The following is a 19,957-nucleotide window of genomic DNA, read 5'->3' as shown; positions in this document are numbered from 1 at the left end:
TTTAATTAATTTATATTACTTAAAACACCATTGATAAATTTGTAGTGATCATCGTCGCTAAATTGTTTAGTTAGTTCTACAGCTTCGTTGATAATCACTTTTTCCGGTGTGTCACTATGTAGCATTTCAAAAGTCGCCATTCTAAGAATAATGCGATCGGATTTAAGTAGACGTTCAATAGACCAATCTTTTAAATATGGTTTAATTTTTTCATCTAAAACAGATTCATGGTCTTTAACACCTGTAACCAACCAATGAATAAAATCAAAATCTAATTCTGGATGATCATCTTTAATGAAATTAATTGCTTCAGTAATTGTTAAATCTGTATCTTTCATTTCTAATTGAAATAAAGTTTGAAAAGCTTGAATTCTAGATTCTTTACGACTCATATTTTACTCCTTCAAACGTATTAATATAATTAATAAGGCTGGGACATCATTTATTATCTCAGCCTTATTTATATTGTGGCGAATATGTCTGAATTGAAAGTGTGCTTAAAGCGAGCTACACTCAATTCTAGCCATACTTGCCGTTGGATGTGGGATAACAAAATTAATTCTCCTATGTTATGTTTCTGACCCACTTCCGCATTAAAATTTATTTATTTTTCCACAACGATTTGTGTAATATGAATGTTAATTTGATTTGGTTCAATTGCTGTCATAGTCGTTATTGAATTGAAAATTGAAGCTTGAATTTTCTTTGCCGTTTTAGATATATTCACGCCATGTTTGAGTGCACAATATACATCTATATAAATACCATCATCTTTAGCTTCAATTTTTACATCTCTATAGAGGTTCTTTCGACTAATTTTTTCTAAATTTGTCTTTTTTAATTCAGCAAAATGGCCTGTAATTCCATCAACCTCTGATGTCGCAATACTTGCGATAACAGATAATACTTCGGGTGCAATTTCAATTTTTCCTAGATTAGATTGAGAATAATCTGCTACATTGACCATTCTATAACCTCCTATGATTGATTATCACTCATAATATTATATTTCTCTAAGAATTTAGTGTTAAATTCGCCACTTCTAAATATGTCATTATTTAAAAGTCTTAAATGGAATGGAATAGTTGTATCTATCCCTAGTACTAAATATTCACTTAAAGCTCGAACACCAGTCATAATTGCTTCATCTCTCGTAGGTTCGTGTACGATGAGTTTAGCTACCATGGAGTCATAATACGGTGGTATTGTGTAATTAGTATAACATGCTGATTCGATTCTTACTCCGAAACCGCCTGGTGCTAGATACTGAGTGATTTTACCAGGTGAAGGCATAAAGTCTTTATATGGATTTTCAGCATTGATACGAAATTCTATTGCATGACCATTAATAGTAATTTCTTCTTGTTTAAATGGTAAAGCTTCACCCATAGCTACTTTTAATTGTAACTTAACTAAATCCACACCCGTAACCATTTCAGTAACTGGATGTTCTACTTGAATACGTGTATTCATTTCCATGAAATAGAATTTATCATCATCAAGGTCATAAATAAATTCGATTGTACCAGCATTTTCATAATTGACAGCTTTTGCAGCTCTTACAGCAGCATTACCCATCTCTTGTCGTTTTTCTTCGCTAAGAATTGGAGAAGGTGCTTCTTCAACTAATTTTTGCATTCTACGTTGTATTGTACAATCACGTTCCCCTAAGTGAATGACGTTACCATAACTATCTCCAATAATTTGTATTTCTATATGTCTAAAGTTTTCAATGAATTTCTCAAGATATAAACCACCATTACCGAAAGCAGTTTCAGCTTCTTGTTGGGTCATACGGTAGCCAGTTTCAAGTTCTTTTTCATCACGTGCCACGCGAATCCCTTTACCGCCGCCACCTGCAGTTGCTTTAATGATTACAGGATATCCAATTTTTTTAGCGACTTTCTTAGCATCATCTATACTTTGAATAAGTCCTTCACTTCCTGGAACAACAGGAACATTCGCTTTAATCATTTCTGCTTTAGCTACATCTTTAATTCCCATTTTTTGGATAGATTGATAACTAGGTCCTATAAATTTAAGTTGACAAGCTTCGCATAATTCTGCAAAGTCTCCATTTTCAGCTAAAAAGCCATAACCAGGATGGATACCATCACAGCCAGTAGAAGTTGCTATAGATAAGATATTAGGTATATTCAAATAAGAGTCTTTAGATAAAGTAGGTCCGACGCAATAAGCTTCATCAGCAATTTGAGTATGTAATGCGTCTTTATCTCCTTCAGAATATATCGCTACTGTTTGAATACCTAAATCGTGAGCTGCGCGAATAATTCTAACAGCAATTTCACCACGATTAGCAATTAAAATCTTATTCATTATTTCACCTTAAATAACGGCTGGCCATACTCTACCATTTGTCCGTCTTCTACTAAAATTTCTACGATTTCACCTGATGTTTCAGCTTGAATTTCATTGAATAATTTCATTGCTTCTAAAATACATACAGTTGAATCATTTGAAACTTTGTCCCCTACTTGAACATAAGCATCTTCTTCTGGTGATGGTGATTTATAGAATGTACCTACCATCGGTGCATTGATTGTTTCGTAATTATCACTAGCTGATTCTTGTGTATCATTCCCTGCATCAGCTGACACTTGAGGTTGTGGTGCCGCTTGTGGTTGAGCAATTTGTTGTGCTGGTTGTTGAGCGACTTGTGGCGTAATAATTTCAGTTTCCTTTTCTTTTTTAAGATTTACTACGCTACCTTTATTATCCTCAATATTTATTTCTGTTAAGTTAGATTGATCAAGAATTTCAATTAATTCTTTTATTTCTTTAAAGTTCATTTCGTACTGACTCCTTAGGTTTGTTTTCATCTACCCGTCTATTTTACTTGAGTAAATGACTCAATTCAAGCATGTTCATACGATGACACATGGATAACTAGCATAATAACTTATGATTTTGGAAAAGGATAACCAAAATTAAAAGACTGAAGCATTTACGCATTAAATTATAAATATAAAACAATGCGCATGATTTCTTCAGTCTTAAAGTATAAATGGGCAATTTCTTATTTATTGCATAACTCATAGTTATTATTCTAAGTCCAGTTCATTAAAACTTTCCTTAAGAATTGAAACGCCCTCTTCAATTTGTTCATTTGTAATTGTTAAAGGTGGTAAAAGACGGATTACATTTGTGCCGGCAGTTAAAACAATTAAACCTTTTGTTCTTGCTTTAGAAACTATTTCGTTAATATTGCATGTCGTTTCTATCCCTATCATTAATCCTTTTCCACGAATATCAGTTACACGTGGATGATTGATGAAAGCTTTATTTAAACAATTTAATAAATATTGACCTTTATGATAAACACTTTCTAGAAAATTTGAATTATTAACAATTTCTAGCGTTTTAAGTGCTGCCGCCATTGCTAGTCTATTGCCACCAAAAGTTGTACCATGGCTACCATAACCAAACGCACCACTAATATTTCTTTTACCGAGTAGTGCACCTACAGGTATGCCATTACCTAAACCTTTAGCTAAAGTGATGATATCAGGACTTATATCATAGTGCTCATACGCAAATAACTTTCCAGTTCTGCCTATACCTGTTTGAATTTCATCTATAATCATAAGTATGTGATGTTGGTTACAAAATTCTACCAATTGCTGAATGAAGGTTTTGTTTGCAGGCCTTACACCAGATTCGCCCTGAATAAGTTCGAGCATTACTGCTGCTGTATCCTTCGTGACTAAAGATTTAAATGAAGAGAAATTGTTGAATTCAGCAAATTTAAATCCTGGAACAACAGGTTCAAAATTTAATTTGATCGCATCTTGACCAGTAGCTGACATTGAACCATATGTACGTCCATGAAAAGATTGATGAAAAGCAATGATTTCAGTTTTGCCAGTCGTTTTTCGAGCAAGTTTAATCGCTGCTTCGTTTGCTTCAGTTCCACTATTACAAAAGAATGCCACATAGTCATCAGTTCTAATTAATTTTTCAGCAACTTTTTCTTGTAGCTGACTTTTGTAAATATTTGGCGAATGCCAAATGAGTTGTAATTGTTGTTCTACGGCTTCTTTTACATCTTCGTTAAATCCTAAATTGGTTACGCCAATTCCTGATGAGAAATCAATATATGAACGACCAGTTTGATCGATTAACTCATTGCCATTTGCTTTAATAAATTCTATATTTGCACGCAAGTAATTTTTAAATAGATAGCTCATTTTATATCACCTCTGATTATCGTACCTGATTTCAAGTTGTTACTAATCATCACCCGTGCTACACCTGATTGGACAGTATGGATAGCACTTTCTACTTTCGGTATCATGCCACCTTTAATAATATTATCTCGAATTTTATCTTTTGCTTGATGGATTGTTAACGTATCTATGACGGAATTATTATCAATTACTCCAGGTACATCAGTCATTAAGATGAGTTGTTCAGCTTTCAAAGTTATTGCTAATGAAGTTGCCAAATAATCGGCGTTAATATTTAACCATTCATCATTGTCGTTGACGCCTAAACTTGCTAACACTGGAATTGCATTGTGAGAGGTGATTGTTTTGAGGATATCAATGTTAATTTCTTTTACTTTTCCAACATATCCATACAAATCTTTATTCAGAAATTCAACTTTGACTAAGTCTTTTAAAATGTCTGTACATTGAACGATATTTAAGTTGGTCGTTTTCAATTGATGGATAAGATGTTTGCCTACTTTATCTACTAAAGCATGATAAATCAAAGGTAAGTCTTTTTTAGAAGTAATTCTAATGCCATTTATTTTATGATTTGTATGATTATGTTCTTGAAGGGTTTGACTAATCACTAAACCTCCTCCATGAACTATAATAATTTGTTTATTTTGTTCATGCCATTTTACAATTTGTTCTTTAAACTCCGAGTTCAAATTTTCAGTAGCTATACCTCCAATTTTTATGACTATAATATTCTTCATGTTGCCCTCCTATGTTGTATATAATGCATTTATTTTTACATAATCATATGACAGGTCGCATCCCCAAGCTTTTCCCTCGCAATGACCATCATTGAGGTTCATATGTATAGTGACTTCATCCTTACTCATGATATCTTGCATTTCTTCTTTGTCGAAATGGATTGGAGTAGATTTAGAAAGCACGGGAATGTTTCCTATTACAATATCTATTTGATTAGGATTGAAAGTTGTGTCTGCGTATCCTGCTGCAGCAATAATTCTTCCCCAATTAGGATCTTCGCCAAAAATAGCAGTCTTAACTAAGCTCGACCCTACGATACATTTAGCTATCATACGTGCTGATTCTGAATTTTGTGCACCTGTGACATTGACTTCTATTAATTTGGTTGCGCCTTCCCCATCTTTTGCAATCTTTTTTGCTAAATCTTGCATAACATGAAAAAGCATAGCTTTAAACTTAGTATAGTCAGATGTGTTAGGTAAAATTTCTTTATTGTTTGTACATCCATTAGACATGACAATGACCATATCATTTGTTGAGGTATCTCCATCTACAGTAATCTGATTAAATGTAATCTGTACGATTTCGCTAAGCGCTTGTTGAAGTGTTTGGGTAGATATGTTTGCGTCGCAAGTAATGAATGCTAGCATTGTAGCCATGTTTGGGTGTATCATTCCAGAACCTTTAGCAACACCTGCCATCGTCACGATATCTTTATCAAATGTTTCTGTAACAACACACGTTTTTGTATCTTTATCTGTAGTTAATATTGATTTTGCGAAATCATCAGCATTACCGTTGATAACAAGCTTTGAAAAACCATTTTCAAGAATATTCATTTGCATCATTTCACCGATGACACCTGTAGAGGCTACACCGACGTATTCTTTTTTAATTTGTAGTTTTTCAGCAGCCCATTGTTGCATTGTATGAGCATCTTGTAGTCCCTGTTCACCAGTACAAGAATTAGCTATTCCAGAGTTAACGACAATTGCTTGCATTTGACCTTCATTTTCAATACAAGATTGAGTTAAAATAAGAGGTGCTGCGATGACTTTATTAGTTGTAAAAACACCTGCAACATTTGCAGGGACTTCTGATACTATCCATCCAAAATCTAATTTCTTTCTTTTAAATCCTGCATGAAGTCCGTCGGCTGAGAAACCTAATGGACTAGCAATATTACCTTCAATCACTTTCATATTTCATACCACCTAACTATAGATAAAATGGAGAAGATTCTAGACCTTCTGTTTCATTAAAGCCGTACATTAAATTTAAGTTTTGTAGTGCTTGACCTGCTGCGCCTTTTATTAAATTATCAATAACAGAAACAATTGTGAGTACTTGTGTGTGTTTGTTATATTGAAAGCCAATATCTGTATAATTGGAACCAACAACATCATGTAATTCTGGAATTGATTCTTTAATTCTTACGAAAGGTTTGTCTTCGTATATTTTTAAATAAGCATTTCTAACATCTTCAAGGTTGGAGTCTCTATTAAGTCGACAATAAATTGTTGCGACAATGCCTCGGTTAAGTGGTAATAAAGATGTAGAAAACTGAATATTCTGTATATTTGGATTAAAAATTTTTAACGCTTGAATAATTTCTGGGATGTGTTGGTGCGCATTTAACTTATAAGTAGTGTAATTATTATTAACGTTTACATAATGTGAGATGTTCGATAATGCTTTTCCTGCTCCAGACAATCCACTCTTTGCATCCACAATAATTGAATCGATATCAATTAGGCGGTTTTTTATTAAAGGAATTAAAGCCAGTTCAGTTGCAGTCGCATAACATCCAGGATTTGCAATGAACTTTTGATGATTTAAGTCAGTAAATTCTGCTAAACCATAAACAAATTGAGTCTGAATGTCTTTGTCGACAGGTGTTTTATGATACCAATTTTCATATAGATCAGTACTTAAACGATGGTCTCCTGATAAATCAATGACAGGAAAATTTGCTTCTACGAAATCTCGTGATAAGTTTTTAGCAACGCCACTTGGTGTAGCGAAAAATACTAAATCAGATTGATTCATAATATAACTACTATTAAACGGTTCTATTTTTAAGTCACATATCCCTTTTAAATGTGGAAAGATATCGGAGATTGATTTACCAATCTCTTTAGTAGCATGTATCGAAGCAACAGTGATACGTGGATGATTGAGTGCTAAGCGTAATAGTTCTAAACCTGAATAACCTGTAATACCAACAATAGATATATGCATATTTAAACCCCTTTATGTATTATTATGTAATTATATACATATATTATACTATTTTACAACGTTAAAATTGAATGAATATACATCACAAAAGAAACCCCTAAAGTTTACTACATCTATTGATGCAGCCTTTAGGGGTTGGAAAATTATAAAGTATTAAAAGTTATCCTCTAGAGATATAACTTCCATCACCAGTATTAATTACTAAAATATCACCTTCATTAACGAATAAAGGTACATTTAAAGTATATCCAGTTTCCACAGTTGCAGATTTAGTTGCACCTGTAGCTGTATCACCTTTGATACCTGGTTCTGTTTCAGTTACTTCTAGTTCAACTGTCTTAGGTAGTTCAACTCCAATGATTTCACTTTCATATGATTGAACTTGAACTTCCATATTTGCTTTTAAATAATTTAATTCATCTTTTAAGTAGTCGCCAGGTAATTCGATTTGATCGAATGTTTCATTGTCCATGAAAATATGATTATCGCCATCAGCGTATAAGTATTGCATACGACGATTTTCAATCATCGCTTGTTCAACTTTTTCGCCAGCTCTAAATGTTTTTTCTTGGATTGCACCTGTTCTTAAATTACGTAATTTTGAACGAACAAATGCTGAACCTTTTCCTGGTTTTACGTGTTGGAAATCAATTACTTTCCAAATTCCATTATCTACAGAAATTGTTAAGCCTGTTTTAAAATCATTTACTGAAATCATTCAGTCTCCTCCTCAATTATACGCGCTTACTCTAAAATAATAAGGTCTTTTGTGCATTTAGTAAAGACATCACAGCCATTTTCCGTAATTAAAATGTCATCTTCAATTCTAACGCCACCAAGACCATCGACATAAATACCGGGTTCAATTGTAACACAGTTATTGACTTGTAACTCGCCTGTGCTATTTTTAGATAATAATGGTCCTTCGTGAATATCTAAACCAATGCCATGCCCTAATGAATGACCAAATTCTTGACCAAACCCATGTGCGTCGATGTAATCTCTTGATAATGCATCGGCTTCTTGAACAGTCATTCCAGGGCGAATTTCATTAATCGCTTTAATTTGTGATGACAACACGATGTTGTAAATCTCTTTCATCTTAGGATCAGGTTCTCCTACCGCAAACGTTCGTGTAATATCAGAGCAATAACCTCTATAGTATGCTCCGAAATCTAATGTAATCATATCGCCTTTTTCGATAAGTTTATCACTTGCAACACCGTGTGGTAAGGCACCTCTATATCCTGATGCTACTATTGTATCAAAAGATGGTCCATCTGCACCTAATTCTAACATTTTACTTTCAAGCAATGCCTTGATTTCTCTTTCGCTCATACCCACTTTTACTACAGTTAAAATATAGTCATACGTTTTGTCTACAATTTCTGCAGCTTTTTGTATCAGTTTAATTTCCTCTTCACTTTTAACTTCTCTAATTTTATCGATAGAATCAGAAATACTAATTAAGGTAATCATCCCTTTATTTAATTCAACATATGTATCATAACTAATATGATGGCCTTCAAATCCAATATTAGATAATTGTGCTTGTTCTAATATATGTTTAATTTCTGTGATTAAACCATTTTGGCGATTGATTATTTCAAATTCTGGAGCTTGTTTAGTCGCCTGTTCAATATATCTAAAATCAGTAACCAGATAATTCTTATTATGCGTGATAATTAACGCACCACTTGTACCAGTGAATCCTGAAAGATATCTTCTGTTGAAATCAGACAAAACAATCATTGCATCCAAACGTTTATGATTTAAGATTTCATGAACTTGTTCCAATTTATTCATTTATATCACTCCTATGTTAACGTTTGTACATTTTTATTTTATACATTAAAATGATAGCATAATTAATAATGAGAATAATAGTTTTTGGTTTAGGGAGAATACAATGAAAAAGTTTATATTAGTGCTTGGAGCATCTTGTTTGTTAGCGGGTTGTGGGAGCCAAAATTTGGCACCCTTAGAGGATAAAACCACTAAATTACGAGATAATAACCACCAACTTAAGTTAGATATACAGCAACTTAATGAAGATATAAGTAACCAAAAATCAAAAATTGCTGGATTACAACAAGATAAAGAAAATAGTAAAAAAACGTCCTCTAATAAATTAAAAATAAAAAATTTAAAAGCATCTTCTGATTATTATGATAAAATCGCTAATGCGATTGGTGATTATAGAAATGTTGAGTCTGACGTTTCCAAGAATAAAGGTAAGAAAGATGTACAGGATAAGTTAGATAAAATTTCAAATGAAATTGATGAAGCATATTCTAAATATAAAAGTTCTATAGATAGTGATTCAAAATCTGAAGAAGATAAACAAAAAAGAAAAGAAATCAGTAAATTTGATAAAGATTTATCTAGTGCTATGGATAAAATCCGAAATGGCTATCAATCTAAAGATAGTAAACAAATTAAAAAAGGTCAGCAAAAACTTGCGACTGTAAGTTCCAATATAAGTTAATAGGAGTTTTTAAATGCGTCATATCATTTTTTATATCGTTTTAGCAATAGCTGCTTTTGGTTTAATCATGAATTTAGATGAATTTCTATTTTCTATTGTTAAAACTTTAATCAGTTTTGCAGTGATAGCGTTAATCATTTATCTTATATATTACTTCTTCTTTTTAACAGAAGACCAAAGAAAATATAAAAGAGCTGCAAGAAAATATAAACGAAGAAACAAGAAACATTAGTATATAAAAGCATTGAAGTTAATTCCATGTTCCCTTTTCAAAGTAAATTTGAGGGTGAAATACATGTAGAACAATCAACTTCAATGCTTTTTTATTATTATAATTTTATTTTCGATACATCCATTCGTCAGAACGATACTTTTCTTCTAATTCTTTGACTTCAGCCATTTGTTGGTCAGAGAGTTTTAACGGTTTGAAATCAATATTTAACCCAGTCTTGAACCCTTCTTCAAATGCTTGTTCCATCTCTTCTAGAGTGATGTGCTTTTCTGATATGTCATTGATGGCTACTGCTTTTTCTACAAAAGCCTCTTTCATTTTTGCTTTTAATCGGTCATTTTTAAAAATAAACATATCAAATAACTCGTCTATATCAATATCTTGTAAAATAGACCCGTGTTGCAAGATAACCCCTTTTTGTCTTGTTTGAGCACTTCCAGCAATTTTTCTACCTTCTACAACTAATTCATACCAACTTGGTGCATCAAAACAAACGGAACTTCTTGGTTGTTTTAATTTTTCACGTTCTTCTTTTGAACGAGGTACAGCAAAATAAGTTTCAAAACCTAAATTTTTGAATCCTTCAAGCAAACCCTGAGAAATTACACGATAAGCTTCAGTTATAGTTGAAGGCATATTTGGATGAGATTCAGGTACAATAACGCTATAAGTTAATTCTTTGTCATGTAAAACGCCTCTACCCCCAGTTTGACGTCGAACTAAACCAAATCCTTTTTCTTTAACTTTTTCAATATCTATTTCTTTTTGTAGTCTTTGGAAATAGCCTATTGAAAGTGTTGCAGGATCCCATGTATAAAATCGTATTACAGGATCAATTTCTCCTCTTGAAACAAAATTAAGCAGTGCTTCATCCATAGCCATATTGTAATATGGATCTTGGCTACCTGTATTGATAAAATTCCAAGTTTCAGTCATAAAAAAACCCCTAACAAAATGTTTGCAATCTAAACCATTAAGTATATCTATGTATATTAAGATTATATGATTAAAACATAAACTCACACGTAAAAATATTTTGATAAATTGCCCTAACAGTCTTATAATTATAATATCGGTTAATTAGGGAGGATGCAAGATGAGTATCTCTTTGTACATTGCAATTGGAATCATAGTGATTATCATTGCATATATGGTCGTCCAACAGATTTTTAATAAACGAGCTGTAAAAGAATTAGACCAAAATGAATTCCACAAAGGCTTGAGAAAAGCTCAAGTAATAGATGTTCGGGAGAAAGTGGATTATGATTATGGACATATTAATGGTGCACGAAACATTCCAATCACAATTTTTAAACAACGTTATCAAGGATTAAGAAAAGATCAACCTGTTTATTTATGTGATGCAAATGGAATTGCAAGTTATCGTGCCGCTCGTATATTAAGAAAAAATGGATTTAAAGATATCTATATGCTAAAAGGCGGATATAAAAAATGGACAGGTAAAATTAAATCGAAAAAATAATTTTACGATAACATTTATCCGTGAATTAAAATTTACCCTCGAAGATGATATGACAATGTCATCATTTTCGAGGGTATCTTTATATCTATTTGAATATACAAAGTTCGTTGTGAACTTGGATTAAGTGATACTTTAAGATAAGAGAAAAATCCAGTATTTGATTATAGAAGAAGCCAATAAATGAACTTGATTTAAAAATTCATTTATTGGCTTTAATTTTTTAGGGGCGACGTTTCCCCTATTTATTTAGTGTTCGATAGTCTTTTCTTCTTTTAATTCTTCAAATTTAAGAATTGGTTTACGTGCTGCTGTAGTTTCATCTAATCTATCAATGATAGTAGTATGTGGTGCTTCCAGTACTATATCTGGGTTTTCTTTGGCTTCCTCAGAAATTTGAATAAGTGCATCTATAAAGTGATCTAATGTCTCTTTAGATTCTGTTTCAGTCGGTTCAATCATCATGCCCTCTTCAACATTGAGTGGGAAATAGATTGTTGGTGGATGTACACCAAAGTCCAGTAACCTTTTAGCCATATCTAAAGTACGTACACCATATTGTTTTTGTTTGTTTCCACTTAACACGAATTCGTGTTTGCAATATTGTTCATACGGAATTTCAAAGTGGTCTTTCAAACGTGCTTTAATATAATTTGCATTGAGTACTGCAGCTTCTGAAACTTCTTTGAGTCCTTCTGCACCCATTGTTCTAATATAAGTATAAGCTCTTAAATAAATACCAAAGTTACCATAGAATGGTTTCACTCTACCGATGGAATTTTGAATATCATTATCGTATTTATAAAAATCTCCATCTTTGATAACCATTGGTTTAGGTAAGTAACTGGCTAGTTCTTTAACAACCCCAACTGGTCCAGAACCAGGTCCGCCACCGCCATGAGGTCCGGTAAACGTTTTGTGTAGGTTTAAGTGAACTGCATCAAATCCCATGTCGCCAGGTCGAACTTTATCCATAATTGCGTTTAAGTTCGCGCCATCGTAGTAAAGTAATCCACCAGCTTCATGAACGATTTCTCTAATCTCCATAATATTTTTCTCGAAAATACCCAAAGTATTTGGATTAGTTAACATGATGGCAGCAGTGTTGTCATTAACCACTCGTTTTAAATCTTCAATGTCAACCTCGCCACGTTCGTTTGATTTAACTGTTACTGATTTAAATCCAGCAAAAGATGCTGAAGCTGGGTTTGTACCGTGTGCAGAGTCTGGTACGATGACCTCGTCTCTGTGGCCTTGACCATTGTTTTCATGATACGCTTTGAAAATCATTAAAGCTGTCCATTCACCGTGTGCACCAGCAGCTGGTTGTAGCGTTACTTCATCCATTCCAGTGATTTCTTTTAATTCTTCTTGCAAACTATAAATAATTTCTAAAGAACCTTGGATATGTTCCTCTTCTTGAAGTGGATGGGATTCGCTAAATCCGGGTATTCTAGCAACCTTTTCATTTACTTTAGGATTGTATTTCATTGTACATGATCCTAGAGGATAAAAACCTGTATCAACACCAAAGTTTTTATTTGAAAGTTCAGTGTAATGACGAACTAAATCGAGTTCTGCAACTTCTGGAAACTCAGCTTTCTCTTTTCGAACAAATTTATCATCTAAAACAGAAGAAATTGAAATGTCCTCAATATCACTTTGTGGTAATGAATATGCATATCTTCCTTTTTTAGATCTTTCAAAGATAAGTGGGCTTGATTTTCTAACCATTTAATTCACCAGCTTTCTGAACGAATGTATCAATTTCATCTTTGGTTCTTAATTCGGTTACGGCTACAAGCATATGATTCTTGAAATCGCTTGATACTTCACTTAAATCAAAGCCACCGATATAACCTTCATCCGCTAATTTTAAATTTACTTCTTTGATTGGTTCGTCAAATTTAACTACAAATTCATTAAATGAATTACCATCTAAAACTTCAAATCCTTGAGCTTTAAATTGATTTTTTGCGTAATTTGCATGTTTTAAATTTTGAACTGCTATGTCATAGATACCTTGTTTACCTAATGCTGACATAGCAATAGAAGAAGCTAAAGCATTTAATGCTTGGTTAGAACAAATATTTGAAGTAGCTTTATCTCTTCTAATATGTTGTTCTCTAGCTTGTAACGTCAATACAAAGCCACGATTGCCTTCTTCATCTTTAGTTTGTCCTACTAAACGACCAGGTACTTTACGCATCAATTTTTTAGTTGTAGCAAAATAACCACAATGTGGACCACCAAATTGAGTAGGAATACCGAAAGGTTGTGTATCCCCTACGACGATGTCAGCGCCAAAAGCTCCGGGAGGTGTTAATAAGCCTAAAGCGAGTGGATTGGCGTATACGATGAATAATGCTTTCTTATCTTTAATAAAGTTGTTTATTTTTTCAAGATCTTCAATTGAGCCGTAGAAATTTGGGTATTGAACGGCTACAGCAGCTGTATCATCATCAACAGCTTGTTCTAACTTTTCTAAGTCTGTAATTGTTCCATCTAGGTCGATTTCAACCACTTCAAATTCTTTACGTGTTTTAGCATAAGTATGGAGGACTTGTAATGCTTGATAATGTAATCCCTTTGAAACAACGACTTTGTTCTTTTTAGTATGGCTGAATGCTAAAATACAAGCTTCCGCAAAACTTGTCATACCATCATACATTGAGGAGTTTGCAACATCCATTTCTGTTAATTCACAAATTAAAGTTTGAAATTCAAAAATAGCTTGTAACTCACCTTGAGAAATTTCTGGTTGGTATGGTGTATAAGCCGTATAAAACTCTGATCTAGAAATCATCGCATCTACAACAGCGGGAGTGTAATGATCATAAACACCAGCGCCTAAAAATGATGCATGTGTTTCCTTTGTGATATTTCTGTTTGCAAGAAGGTTAAGTCTTCTAACTAAACTTGTTTCTGCTTCACCCTTTTCAATATTTAAATTTCTATCTAATATAATATCGGCTGGGACATCACCAAATAATTCTGAAATTGATTTTGCTCCAATAGTATCTAGCATTTCTTGCTTGTCTTGATCTGTTAAAGGTATATAACGATGACTCACTATTTACACCCCTCTGTTTATTTAGTAATTTGATTCTTCTTCACAATTTTAGCTTTAACTTGTCGTTTACGAACTTGAACAAGCACTTCTTTTCCCATTTCAAAAGCATCTCTATCGATAATAGCAAGAGCAATTGACTTACCTGATGAAGGAGATTGGGTACCTGAAGTTACTTCTCCGATTTGATTACCCTCAAGGTTTAGTACCTCATACCCCGTTCTCGCAATACCTTTGTCGAGTAATTCTAGTCCAACAGTTCGTTTAGTAGAACCATTTTCCTTTTGGTCTTTTAGTACTGATTTACCTATAAAGTTGTCTTCGATAAGTGGTTTCGCTGCAAATGCAATTCCACCTTCATAAGGCGTAATAGATTCAGTTAAATCTTGACCATGTAATGGTAAACCTGCTTCAAGACGTAGTGTATCACGAGCGCCTAATCCACATGGAACTACATTATATTTGAGTAATTGATTCCATATATCCACTGTGTCTTCAGATTTACAGTAAATTTCAAAACCATCCTCACCTGTATAGCCTGATTGAGAAAGAATTACCTTTTTACCAAACAAATCGACATTTTGTTTAAACTCAAACATTTTCATATCGCTAACATCGATATCTACATTTTCGTTAACAAGGTCTCTTGCTTTAGGCCCTTGTATAGCAAGTTGACCATATTCATCAGAAGTATTATTAACCTTAACATCAAAATTTTCACTCTGTTTAGAGATCCAATTAAAATCTTTGTCAGTATTTGCTGCATTAACAATTAATAAAAATCGATCATCTGCTAATTTATATGTAACTAAATCATCAATGATGCCACCTTCTTCATTACATAAAGCAGTATACATTGCTTTATTATCTGTAAGGTTGTTCGCATCGTTTGATAAGATATATTGAACAAATTGAAAGGCTTCATTACCAGATATTTCTATTTCGCCCATGTGGCTTACATCAAATAAACCTATTTCATATCTAACAGCATTATGCTCTTCTTTAATACTTGAAAATTGAACAGGCATCACCCATCCACCAAATTCAACTATTTTTGCACCGCTATCTATATAATTTTGATACAAAGGCGTCTTTTTTAATTCTTCAGTCATTTGAAAACCTCCTATAAATATTTAAAAAACAGAATAGCTTAAAAGCTACCCTGTTTAAATAATCCATCCAGGAACGCGTTACAGTATTATCCTTTTGCCTGAGAGTTTCGTTATATAATTTGATATAACTTGCACCTTCGGCGATAAAGTTAAATTTTAACAATATTCTAAAAACATTAACTAGAATATTACATTATATTTTACTTTATTCTCTCTAATACTGATCAATCGCTAGATAATTTTTCTATAATTTCCTCATAAATCTCTGAAACTGTAAGTCCACTATTCACCTTGATGAATGCGATTTCATTATATCTTGAAATCCTTGATAAATACAAGGCATTTAGTTGTTCAAGCGTCTTGTTTTTGGCGTTTGGTCTATGTGGATCACTCACAATGCGACGATAAATAACATCGATATTACAATCTAGCCAGATAACATGTCTTTGCATTTTAAGTAGTGCTAATGAGTCGCTATTCTCAATTATACCTCCACCTGTTGAGATAATATCAAAAATATCTAGACACTCTTTTAAATACTTAAATTCTAATTTGCGAAATTCATGCTCGCCTTTGTCATTGAAAATATCTGGAATTGATTTCTCTTCATTTAATTCAATGTATTGATCTAAATCAACATAACTTAAATTTTGTAATTCAGAGAGATATTGTCCAATAGTTGTTTTACCAGTGCCCATAAAGCCAATGAATATAATAGGTACTTTATTCTTCATCAATTTTAATCTGCCTTTTTTAACTTATTAACGATAACTTTATTGTAGTAAATATCTAAGTTATGTATTGTCTTTAATTTTAAACCATATTGAGTCATATAAAAAGATATAATTAATAAATAAAATGAAAAAATTACTATTAAATATAAGCTAATGAACGCCTTTTGTTTATAAAATGATGGTTTTGTCTTTCGTATTGTTCGTATCTCCTATCTTTAATTCTATTTTTATTGTTTTATTGTTCGTTTTTATGATTTTGCTAGAAACGACATTATTCAATAGCGTAATGTTTCCTTTATGGTTAATGTTTTTATAAATTTTATTGTGGTTAAATATATATCTAATCTCTTCTTCCTTACCTCGAATAATTAATTTCGATGAATCTTCAATGCTAATATGATTGTTATATTGTTGCGCTTCTTTCAATATATCTCGAGAAAAGAATTCAAACTCTATATCGTCATTGTCTTGCGCTAAATTCAGATAATGGGAAGTAAGATGTATGAGAGTTGGTAATAATGAAAAGCTAAGAAGTACTAAAGACAAGGTAAAGAGTAATTCGATAAAAGTAAAAGCAGGTATTTTATAGTGAGACACAAGTTTCAATCTTAAATTCTTTATCTTTACCACAAATTTTGTCATGAGATAATTGAATTTCATATTGTTCTATCACGATTCCTTGTTTGAGTTGATTTTCGTTGAAATGAGAAATGCTAGTAAGTATGATTTTTTTAATTTCTAAGGTTTTTAAATTGAGTTGATAAGTTTGATTAAATGAGGAAAGCGATGGCACAAAAATGAGTGTAATAATTCCTATAATAAAAAAGGCAAGTAAACCATCTAGTAATAAAGATGCTTTAAGTTTAAATTTGAACATATCTTATACGTCCCTTTTCAATGTGTAAAATTATTTTGTAAGTATGTTGATTCATGGCAATAATAATTGAGCCAAAATGGTTTATGTTACCATCTTTATTAAAATTTAATGTTTTAATTTTCGCTATATTTACTATTTTGCCGTGTGGAATATTAAACTTATATTTGTTGCCTTTTTCTTCGACAACCCGAATGATATTAGAATTATTAGTAAATACTAAAGCGATAGAACGATTTGAACTTATTGCTTTAGATTTAAAATAATTAAGTTTTGTAATGAAGTGTTTAATTTCGTATTCTTCATTAACTATTTGTAAGTTGATAAGGCTTCTAGACCATAAAGTCGTGACTGTTAATATACTTATAATAAATAATATAAAAATCATTTCTATAAGTGTGAAGGCGTTTATTTTACTAATTCGCAACTGCTTCACCGTTAGCTATACTAATTGTTTGCCCTGATTTGCAATTTTTCTGTCCTTCTTTAATGAAACCGTCGGAAATTAATTCTTGTATGTTACTCGGGTTACGATTATGTTTTAATGCGTATGCTTCAATTTGACTATTTACCATTTTAACTTGTGCATCGCAACCAGTAGATTGTATATGTGCTGTTTGCTTAGCAATATTAGGGATTATTAAAATCAGTAATAAACTGATAATTAAAAGTACTAGTAACATTTCAATAAGTGTAAAAGCTTTGGATTTTTTAAATTTTTTTAATAAGTTCATAATGACTTCTCCTTTACTTAATCGTTTGCATAAGTTCAAACATAGGTAGCATGATGACGAGATATAAAGACACAATAAACAATCCTAAAATAAAGAAAATAACTGGTTGAATCAATTTAGTTTGTTTTATGACTTTATCTTCAAAATGTTGCAATAGCATTTGACTATATAATTTAAGCTCTATATCTAACTTTCCACTTTTTTCTCCCTGCTCGATAAATTTTATTAAATCATTTTTAAAGCATTTTAAATTTTTTAATATAAGCGGAAGTGTTCTTCCGTTATCAGCTCCTTCTAATAATTGACTTCCCAAGTATTTAAAGAATTCGTTGTTTTGTTCATTTTGATAGATAAAGACGATACGTTGGAGACTAACACCGTTTTTATAGAATAATGAAAGTTCATTAGAAAACTGATAAGTTCTATATATTTTGTAATAAGAATTTAAAATTGGAATTTTGAGGATGTAATCTATTTTTTTATCAATGGGTAATTTATTTAAAAGAGTGATGAATGAAAAGTAAATGATCATTGATAAAATTAGAAATAGAAATAAAAAGTTTGGAAGTTTCGTTATGATAAAAGTAAGTATATTTTGAAAGGTAGATAATTCTACATTCATCGTAGAATATAATTGTTGGAACTGTGGAATAACTGTCATATTCAAAACGATAAGCATCACTAGGAAGATGCTAATTAATACTATGGGATATTGTATGGTTTTAATGAGTGCTTTTTTAGCTTTATAATTCCTCTTCATATAATCAATTGAATCTGTTATCGCATTCTCAAGTTTTCCATATTGTTCTGCGAATTTAATTTGATTAAGGATGATTTCAGGATAGCCTATTATTTTTAAAATTTCATAACATGTTGCGCCTGTTTGTAATGATTCAATGATATTTTGACCTATCGTTTTATTTTTATAAGGGAAGTGTAAATTTAGAAAGCTGAAACTTTCAAATAAAGTAAAGCCATTTTGTAATAATTGATTAAGTCGTTGAAGCAATTCAATTAACTGAGGCTCGGTAAGATTTTTTCGCTTTTTAAATTTAAATATATTTGTCGACAATCTCTTCACAGATAATACCTTCCTTAGACATATTACTTAGATGTGTGGACAAATTTGTGAAAGTCTTAGGTAATGCGTGGTTATGTTCAAAGAAATAATTGACTTGATTTTGGTGCATCACTTCACATACTAATTGTCGTGACTTTGCAGTCGTTGTAATTAACCTTTGATTAGATATTAAACTAATAGATTGACATAACTCTTGTACAGTTGCTCCCATCTCTAGCAGTCTGAGTAAGGCTCCTTTACAATCATTTGCATGTAATGTAGTTAATACTAAGTGACCACTTAAACTAGCTTGAATGACGCACTTTGCTACGTATGCATCTCTAATTTCTCCTATTAAAATGACATCAGGATCACATCTTAATATAGCTTTAAATGAATTAGCATAATTAATACCTGCTTTTTCGTTAACTGATATTTGAGTGATACCATCTAGTAATTGTTCAACCGGGTCTTCAATAGAAATAACATTTAAATTCAGATTTTTATGTGCATGCATGACCATTTGATACATCAATGTACTCTTTCCTGAACCTGTGGGTCCACTGAATAGCAACAATCCTTGTTTTTTATTCATTAAGTGTTTAAAATCATTGAATTCGTAAGACTCTCTTTTTTGTTGAAAATATTGAGGAACGATTCTGATGACACAACTTTCATTTCCTAATGATAGCGGAAGCGTAGAAATCCTAAGATAATATATATTCTTTAATTTATAAATATATCTTCCGCTTTGAGCAACTTGTTGGGTAGAGACATCTAATCCTGATTTAAACTTCATATAGATAAGTAATTTACTATAGATAGGATGAGCTAACGTATCATAATTAATCAATTGATCGTTGATTCTAAGTTTGATGAGTGTATGATGCTCACTTGGAATAAAATGAATATCACTGACATTGTTATTGATGGCATGATTTACAATTTCTTGAAATAACATTTTCATAAAAACACCTCCTACA

Annotated in this window: 24 protein-coding genes and 1 riboswitch; of the genes, 3 read left to right on the top strand and 21 right to left on the bottom strand. The window is 31.9% G+C overall.

Going from position 1 to position 19,957, the window contains the following annotated elements:
• Window positions 1–5: 5 nt before the first annotated feature.
• The 10 genes from nusB to HMPREF2580_RS06010 form a co-directional block, all read right to left on the bottom strand.
• A complete protein-coding gene (gene nusB / locus HMPREF2580_RS06055) occupies window positions 6–392 on the bottom strand; it encodes a transcription antitermination factor NusB (RefSeq protein WP_070831152.1) in 387 nt (128 codons plus the stop codon).
• 212 nt (window positions 393–604) lie between these two features.
• Window positions 605–967: an Asp23/Gls24 family envelope stress response protein gene (locus HMPREF2580_RS06050; RefSeq protein ID WP_002443053.1), complete on the bottom strand. Its 363-nt coding sequence runs from the start codon at window positions 965–967 to the stop codon at window positions 605–607.
• Between the two features lie 11 nt (window positions 968–978).
• Window positions 979–2,337, bottom strand: coding sequence for an acetyl-CoA carboxylase biotin carboxylase subunit (gene accC, locus HMPREF2580_RS06045; protein WP_044466723.1), 1,359 nt, complete (start codon window positions 2,335–2,337; stop codon window positions 979–981).
• Window positions 2,337–2,810 (bottom strand): acetyl-CoA carboxylase biotin carboxyl carrier protein, encoded by a 474-nt coding sequence (accB, locus tag HMPREF2580_RS06040; RefSeq protein WP_002443055.1) that lies wholly within the window; start codon window positions 2,808–2,810, stop codon window positions 2,337–2,339. The genes accC and accB overlap by 1 nt, the downstream gene beginning before the upstream one ends.
• Before the next feature lie 252 nt (window positions 2,811–3,062).
• Complete coding sequence (locus HMPREF2580_RS06035; RefSeq protein ID WP_070831149.1) at window positions 3,063–4,208, bottom strand: acetylornithine transaminase; 1,146 nt, start codon at window positions 4,206–4,208, stop codon at window positions 3,063–3,065.
• Window positions 4,205–4,948 carry an acetylglutamate kinase gene (argB, locus tag HMPREF2580_RS06030; RefSeq protein ID WP_070831146.1) on the bottom strand — a complete coding sequence of 248 codons (744 nt, stop codon included), beginning with the start codon at window positions 4,946–4,948 and terminating at the stop codon, window positions 4,205–4,207. The genes HMPREF2580_RS06035 and argB overlap by 4 nt, the downstream gene beginning before the upstream one ends.
• A gap of 9 nt (window positions 4,949–4,957) precedes the next feature.
• Entirely contained in the window at window positions 4,958–6,151 is a 1,194-nt protein-coding gene (argJ, locus tag HMPREF2580_RS06025; RefSeq protein ID WP_070831143.1) for a bifunctional glutamate N-acetyltransferase/amino-acid acetyltransferase ArgJ, read from the bottom strand.
• 16 nt (window positions 6,152–6,167) lie between these two features.
• Window positions 6,168–7,190: an N-acetyl-gamma-glutamyl-phosphate reductase gene (argC, locus tag HMPREF2580_RS06020; protein ID WP_070831139.1), complete on the bottom strand. Its 1,023-nt coding sequence runs from the start codon at window positions 7,188–7,190 to the stop codon at window positions 6,168–6,170.
• Window positions 7,191–7,350: 160 nt separating this feature from the next.
• The gene (gene efp / locus HMPREF2580_RS06015) at window positions 7,351–7,908 is read right to left on the bottom strand and encodes an elongation factor P (protein ID WP_002443060.1); all 558 of its coding nucleotides are present in this window, start codon (window positions 7,906–7,908) and stop codon (window positions 7,351–7,353) included.
• Between the two features lie 26 nt (window positions 7,909–7,934).
• Window positions 7,935–8,996 (bottom strand): M24 family metallopeptidase, encoded by a 1,062-nt coding sequence (locus tag HMPREF2580_RS06010; RefSeq protein WP_070831136.1) that lies wholly within the window; start codon window positions 8,994–8,996, stop codon window positions 7,935–7,937.
• A 103-nt stretch (window positions 8,997–9,099) separates the two neighbouring features.
• On the opposite strand from HMPREF2580_RS06010, the gene HMPREF2580_RS06005 reads away from it, so the two are divergent.
• Window positions 9,100–9,678, top strand: a complete 579-nt coding sequence (locus tag HMPREF2580_RS06005; RefSeq protein ID WP_049402082.1) for a hypothetical protein — start codon at window positions 9,100–9,102, stop codon at window positions 9,676–9,678.
• Between the two features lie 13 nt (window positions 9,679–9,691).
• The gene (locus HMPREF2580_RS06000; RefSeq protein WP_002443063.1) at window positions 9,692–9,910 is read left to right on the top strand and encodes an SA1362 family protein; all 219 of its coding nucleotides are present in this window, start codon (window positions 9,692–9,694) and stop codon (window positions 9,908–9,910) included.
• 105 nt (window positions 9,911–10,015) lie between these two features.
• Here HMPREF2580_RS06000 and HMPREF2580_RS05995 read toward each other — a convergent pair whose 3' ends face one another.
• Window positions 10,016–10,846 (bottom strand): lipoate--protein ligase family protein, encoded by an 831-nt coding sequence (locus tag HMPREF2580_RS05995; protein WP_002443064.1) that lies wholly within the window; start codon window positions 10,844–10,846, stop codon window positions 10,016–10,018.
• 160 nt (window positions 10,847–11,006) lie between these two features.
• On the opposite strand from HMPREF2580_RS05995, the gene HMPREF2580_RS05990 reads away from it, so the two are divergent.
• Entirely contained in the window at window positions 11,007–11,393 is a 387-nt protein-coding gene (locus HMPREF2580_RS05990; RefSeq protein ID WP_002443066.1) for a rhodanese-like domain-containing protein, read from the top strand.
• Between the two features lie 246 nt (window positions 11,394–11,639).
• On the opposite strand, the gene gcvPB is transcribed toward HMPREF2580_RS05990, so the two are convergent.
• From gcvPB to comGA, 10 genes are all read right to left on the bottom strand, one after another.
• Window positions 11,640–13,124 (bottom strand): aminomethyl-transferring glycine dehydrogenase subunit GcvPB, encoded by a 1,485-nt coding sequence (gene gcvPB, locus HMPREF2580_RS05985; RefSeq protein WP_070831133.1) that lies wholly within the window; start codon window positions 13,122–13,124, stop codon window positions 11,640–11,642.
• Entirely contained in the window at window positions 13,117–14,463 is a 1,347-nt protein-coding gene (gcvPA, locus tag HMPREF2580_RS05980) for an aminomethyl-transferring glycine dehydrogenase subunit GcvPA (protein WP_070831130.1), read from the bottom strand. The genes gcvPB and gcvPA overlap by 8 nt, the downstream gene beginning before the upstream one ends.
• A gap of 17 nt (window positions 14,464–14,480) precedes the next feature.
• Window positions 14,481–15,572, bottom strand: a complete 1,092-nt coding sequence (gene gcvT / locus HMPREF2580_RS05975; protein WP_070831127.1) for a glycine cleavage system aminomethyltransferase GcvT — start codon at window positions 15,570–15,572, stop codon at window positions 14,481–14,483.
• A gap of 76 nt (window positions 15,573–15,648) precedes the next feature.
• A riboswitch (glycine riboswitch) is annotated at window positions 15,649–15,800 on the bottom strand.
• Entirely contained in the window at window positions 15,797–16,306 is a 510-nt protein-coding gene (locus tag HMPREF2580_RS05970; protein WP_002443074.1) for a shikimate kinase, read from the bottom strand. It overlaps the preceding riboswitch by 4 nt.
• A gap of 168 nt (window positions 16,307–16,474) precedes the next feature.
• The gene (locus HMPREF2580_RS05965; RefSeq protein ID WP_242317461.1) at window positions 16,475–16,903 is read right to left on the bottom strand and encodes a competence type IV pilus minor pilin ComGF; all 429 of its coding nucleotides are present in this window, start codon (window positions 16,901–16,903) and stop codon (window positions 16,475–16,477) included.
• Window positions 16,890–17,183, bottom strand: coding sequence for a hypothetical protein (locus HMPREF2580_RS05960; RefSeq protein WP_070831121.1), 294 nt, complete (start codon window positions 17,181–17,183; stop codon window positions 16,890–16,892). The genes HMPREF2580_RS05965 and HMPREF2580_RS05960 overlap by 14 nt, the downstream gene beginning before the upstream one ends.
• On the bottom strand, window positions 17,170–17,607 hold the full coding sequence (comGD, locus tag HMPREF2580_RS05955) for a competence type IV pilus minor pilin ComGD (RefSeq protein WP_070831118.1): 438 nt from the start codon (window positions 17,605–17,607) through the stop codon (window positions 17,170–17,172). Before comGD ends, HMPREF2580_RS05960 begins: the two co-directional genes overlap by 14 nt.
• Entirely contained in the window at window positions 17,597–17,914 is a 318-nt protein-coding gene (comGC, locus tag HMPREF2580_RS05950) for a competence type IV pilus major pilin ComGC (protein ID WP_002443081.1), read from the bottom strand. The genes comGD and comGC overlap by 11 nt, the downstream gene beginning before the upstream one ends.
• A gap of 13 nt (window positions 17,915–17,927) precedes the next feature.
• Window positions 17,928–18,995 (bottom strand): competence type IV pilus assembly protein ComGB, encoded by a 1,068-nt coding sequence (gene comGB / locus HMPREF2580_RS05945; RefSeq protein WP_070831115.1) that lies wholly within the window; start codon window positions 18,993–18,995, stop codon window positions 17,928–17,930.
• Window positions 18,967–19,941, bottom strand: coding sequence for a competence type IV pilus ATPase ComGA (gene comGA / locus HMPREF2580_RS05940; protein ID WP_070831112.1), 975 nt, complete (start codon window positions 19,939–19,941; stop codon window positions 18,967–18,969). Before comGA ends, comGB begins: the two co-directional genes overlap by 29 nt.
• Window positions 19,942–19,957: the final 16 nt, after the last annotated feature.

The sequence above is a fragment of the Staphylococcus sp. HMSC036D05 genome, assembly GCF_001836225.1.
Classification (GTDB): Bacteria; Bacillota; Bacilli; order Staphylococcales; family Staphylococcaceae; genus Staphylococcus; species Staphylococcus caprae.
The sequence above is the reverse complement of the archived record's forward strand: the minus strand, read 5'-3'. Positions and strand labels throughout refer to the sequence as shown.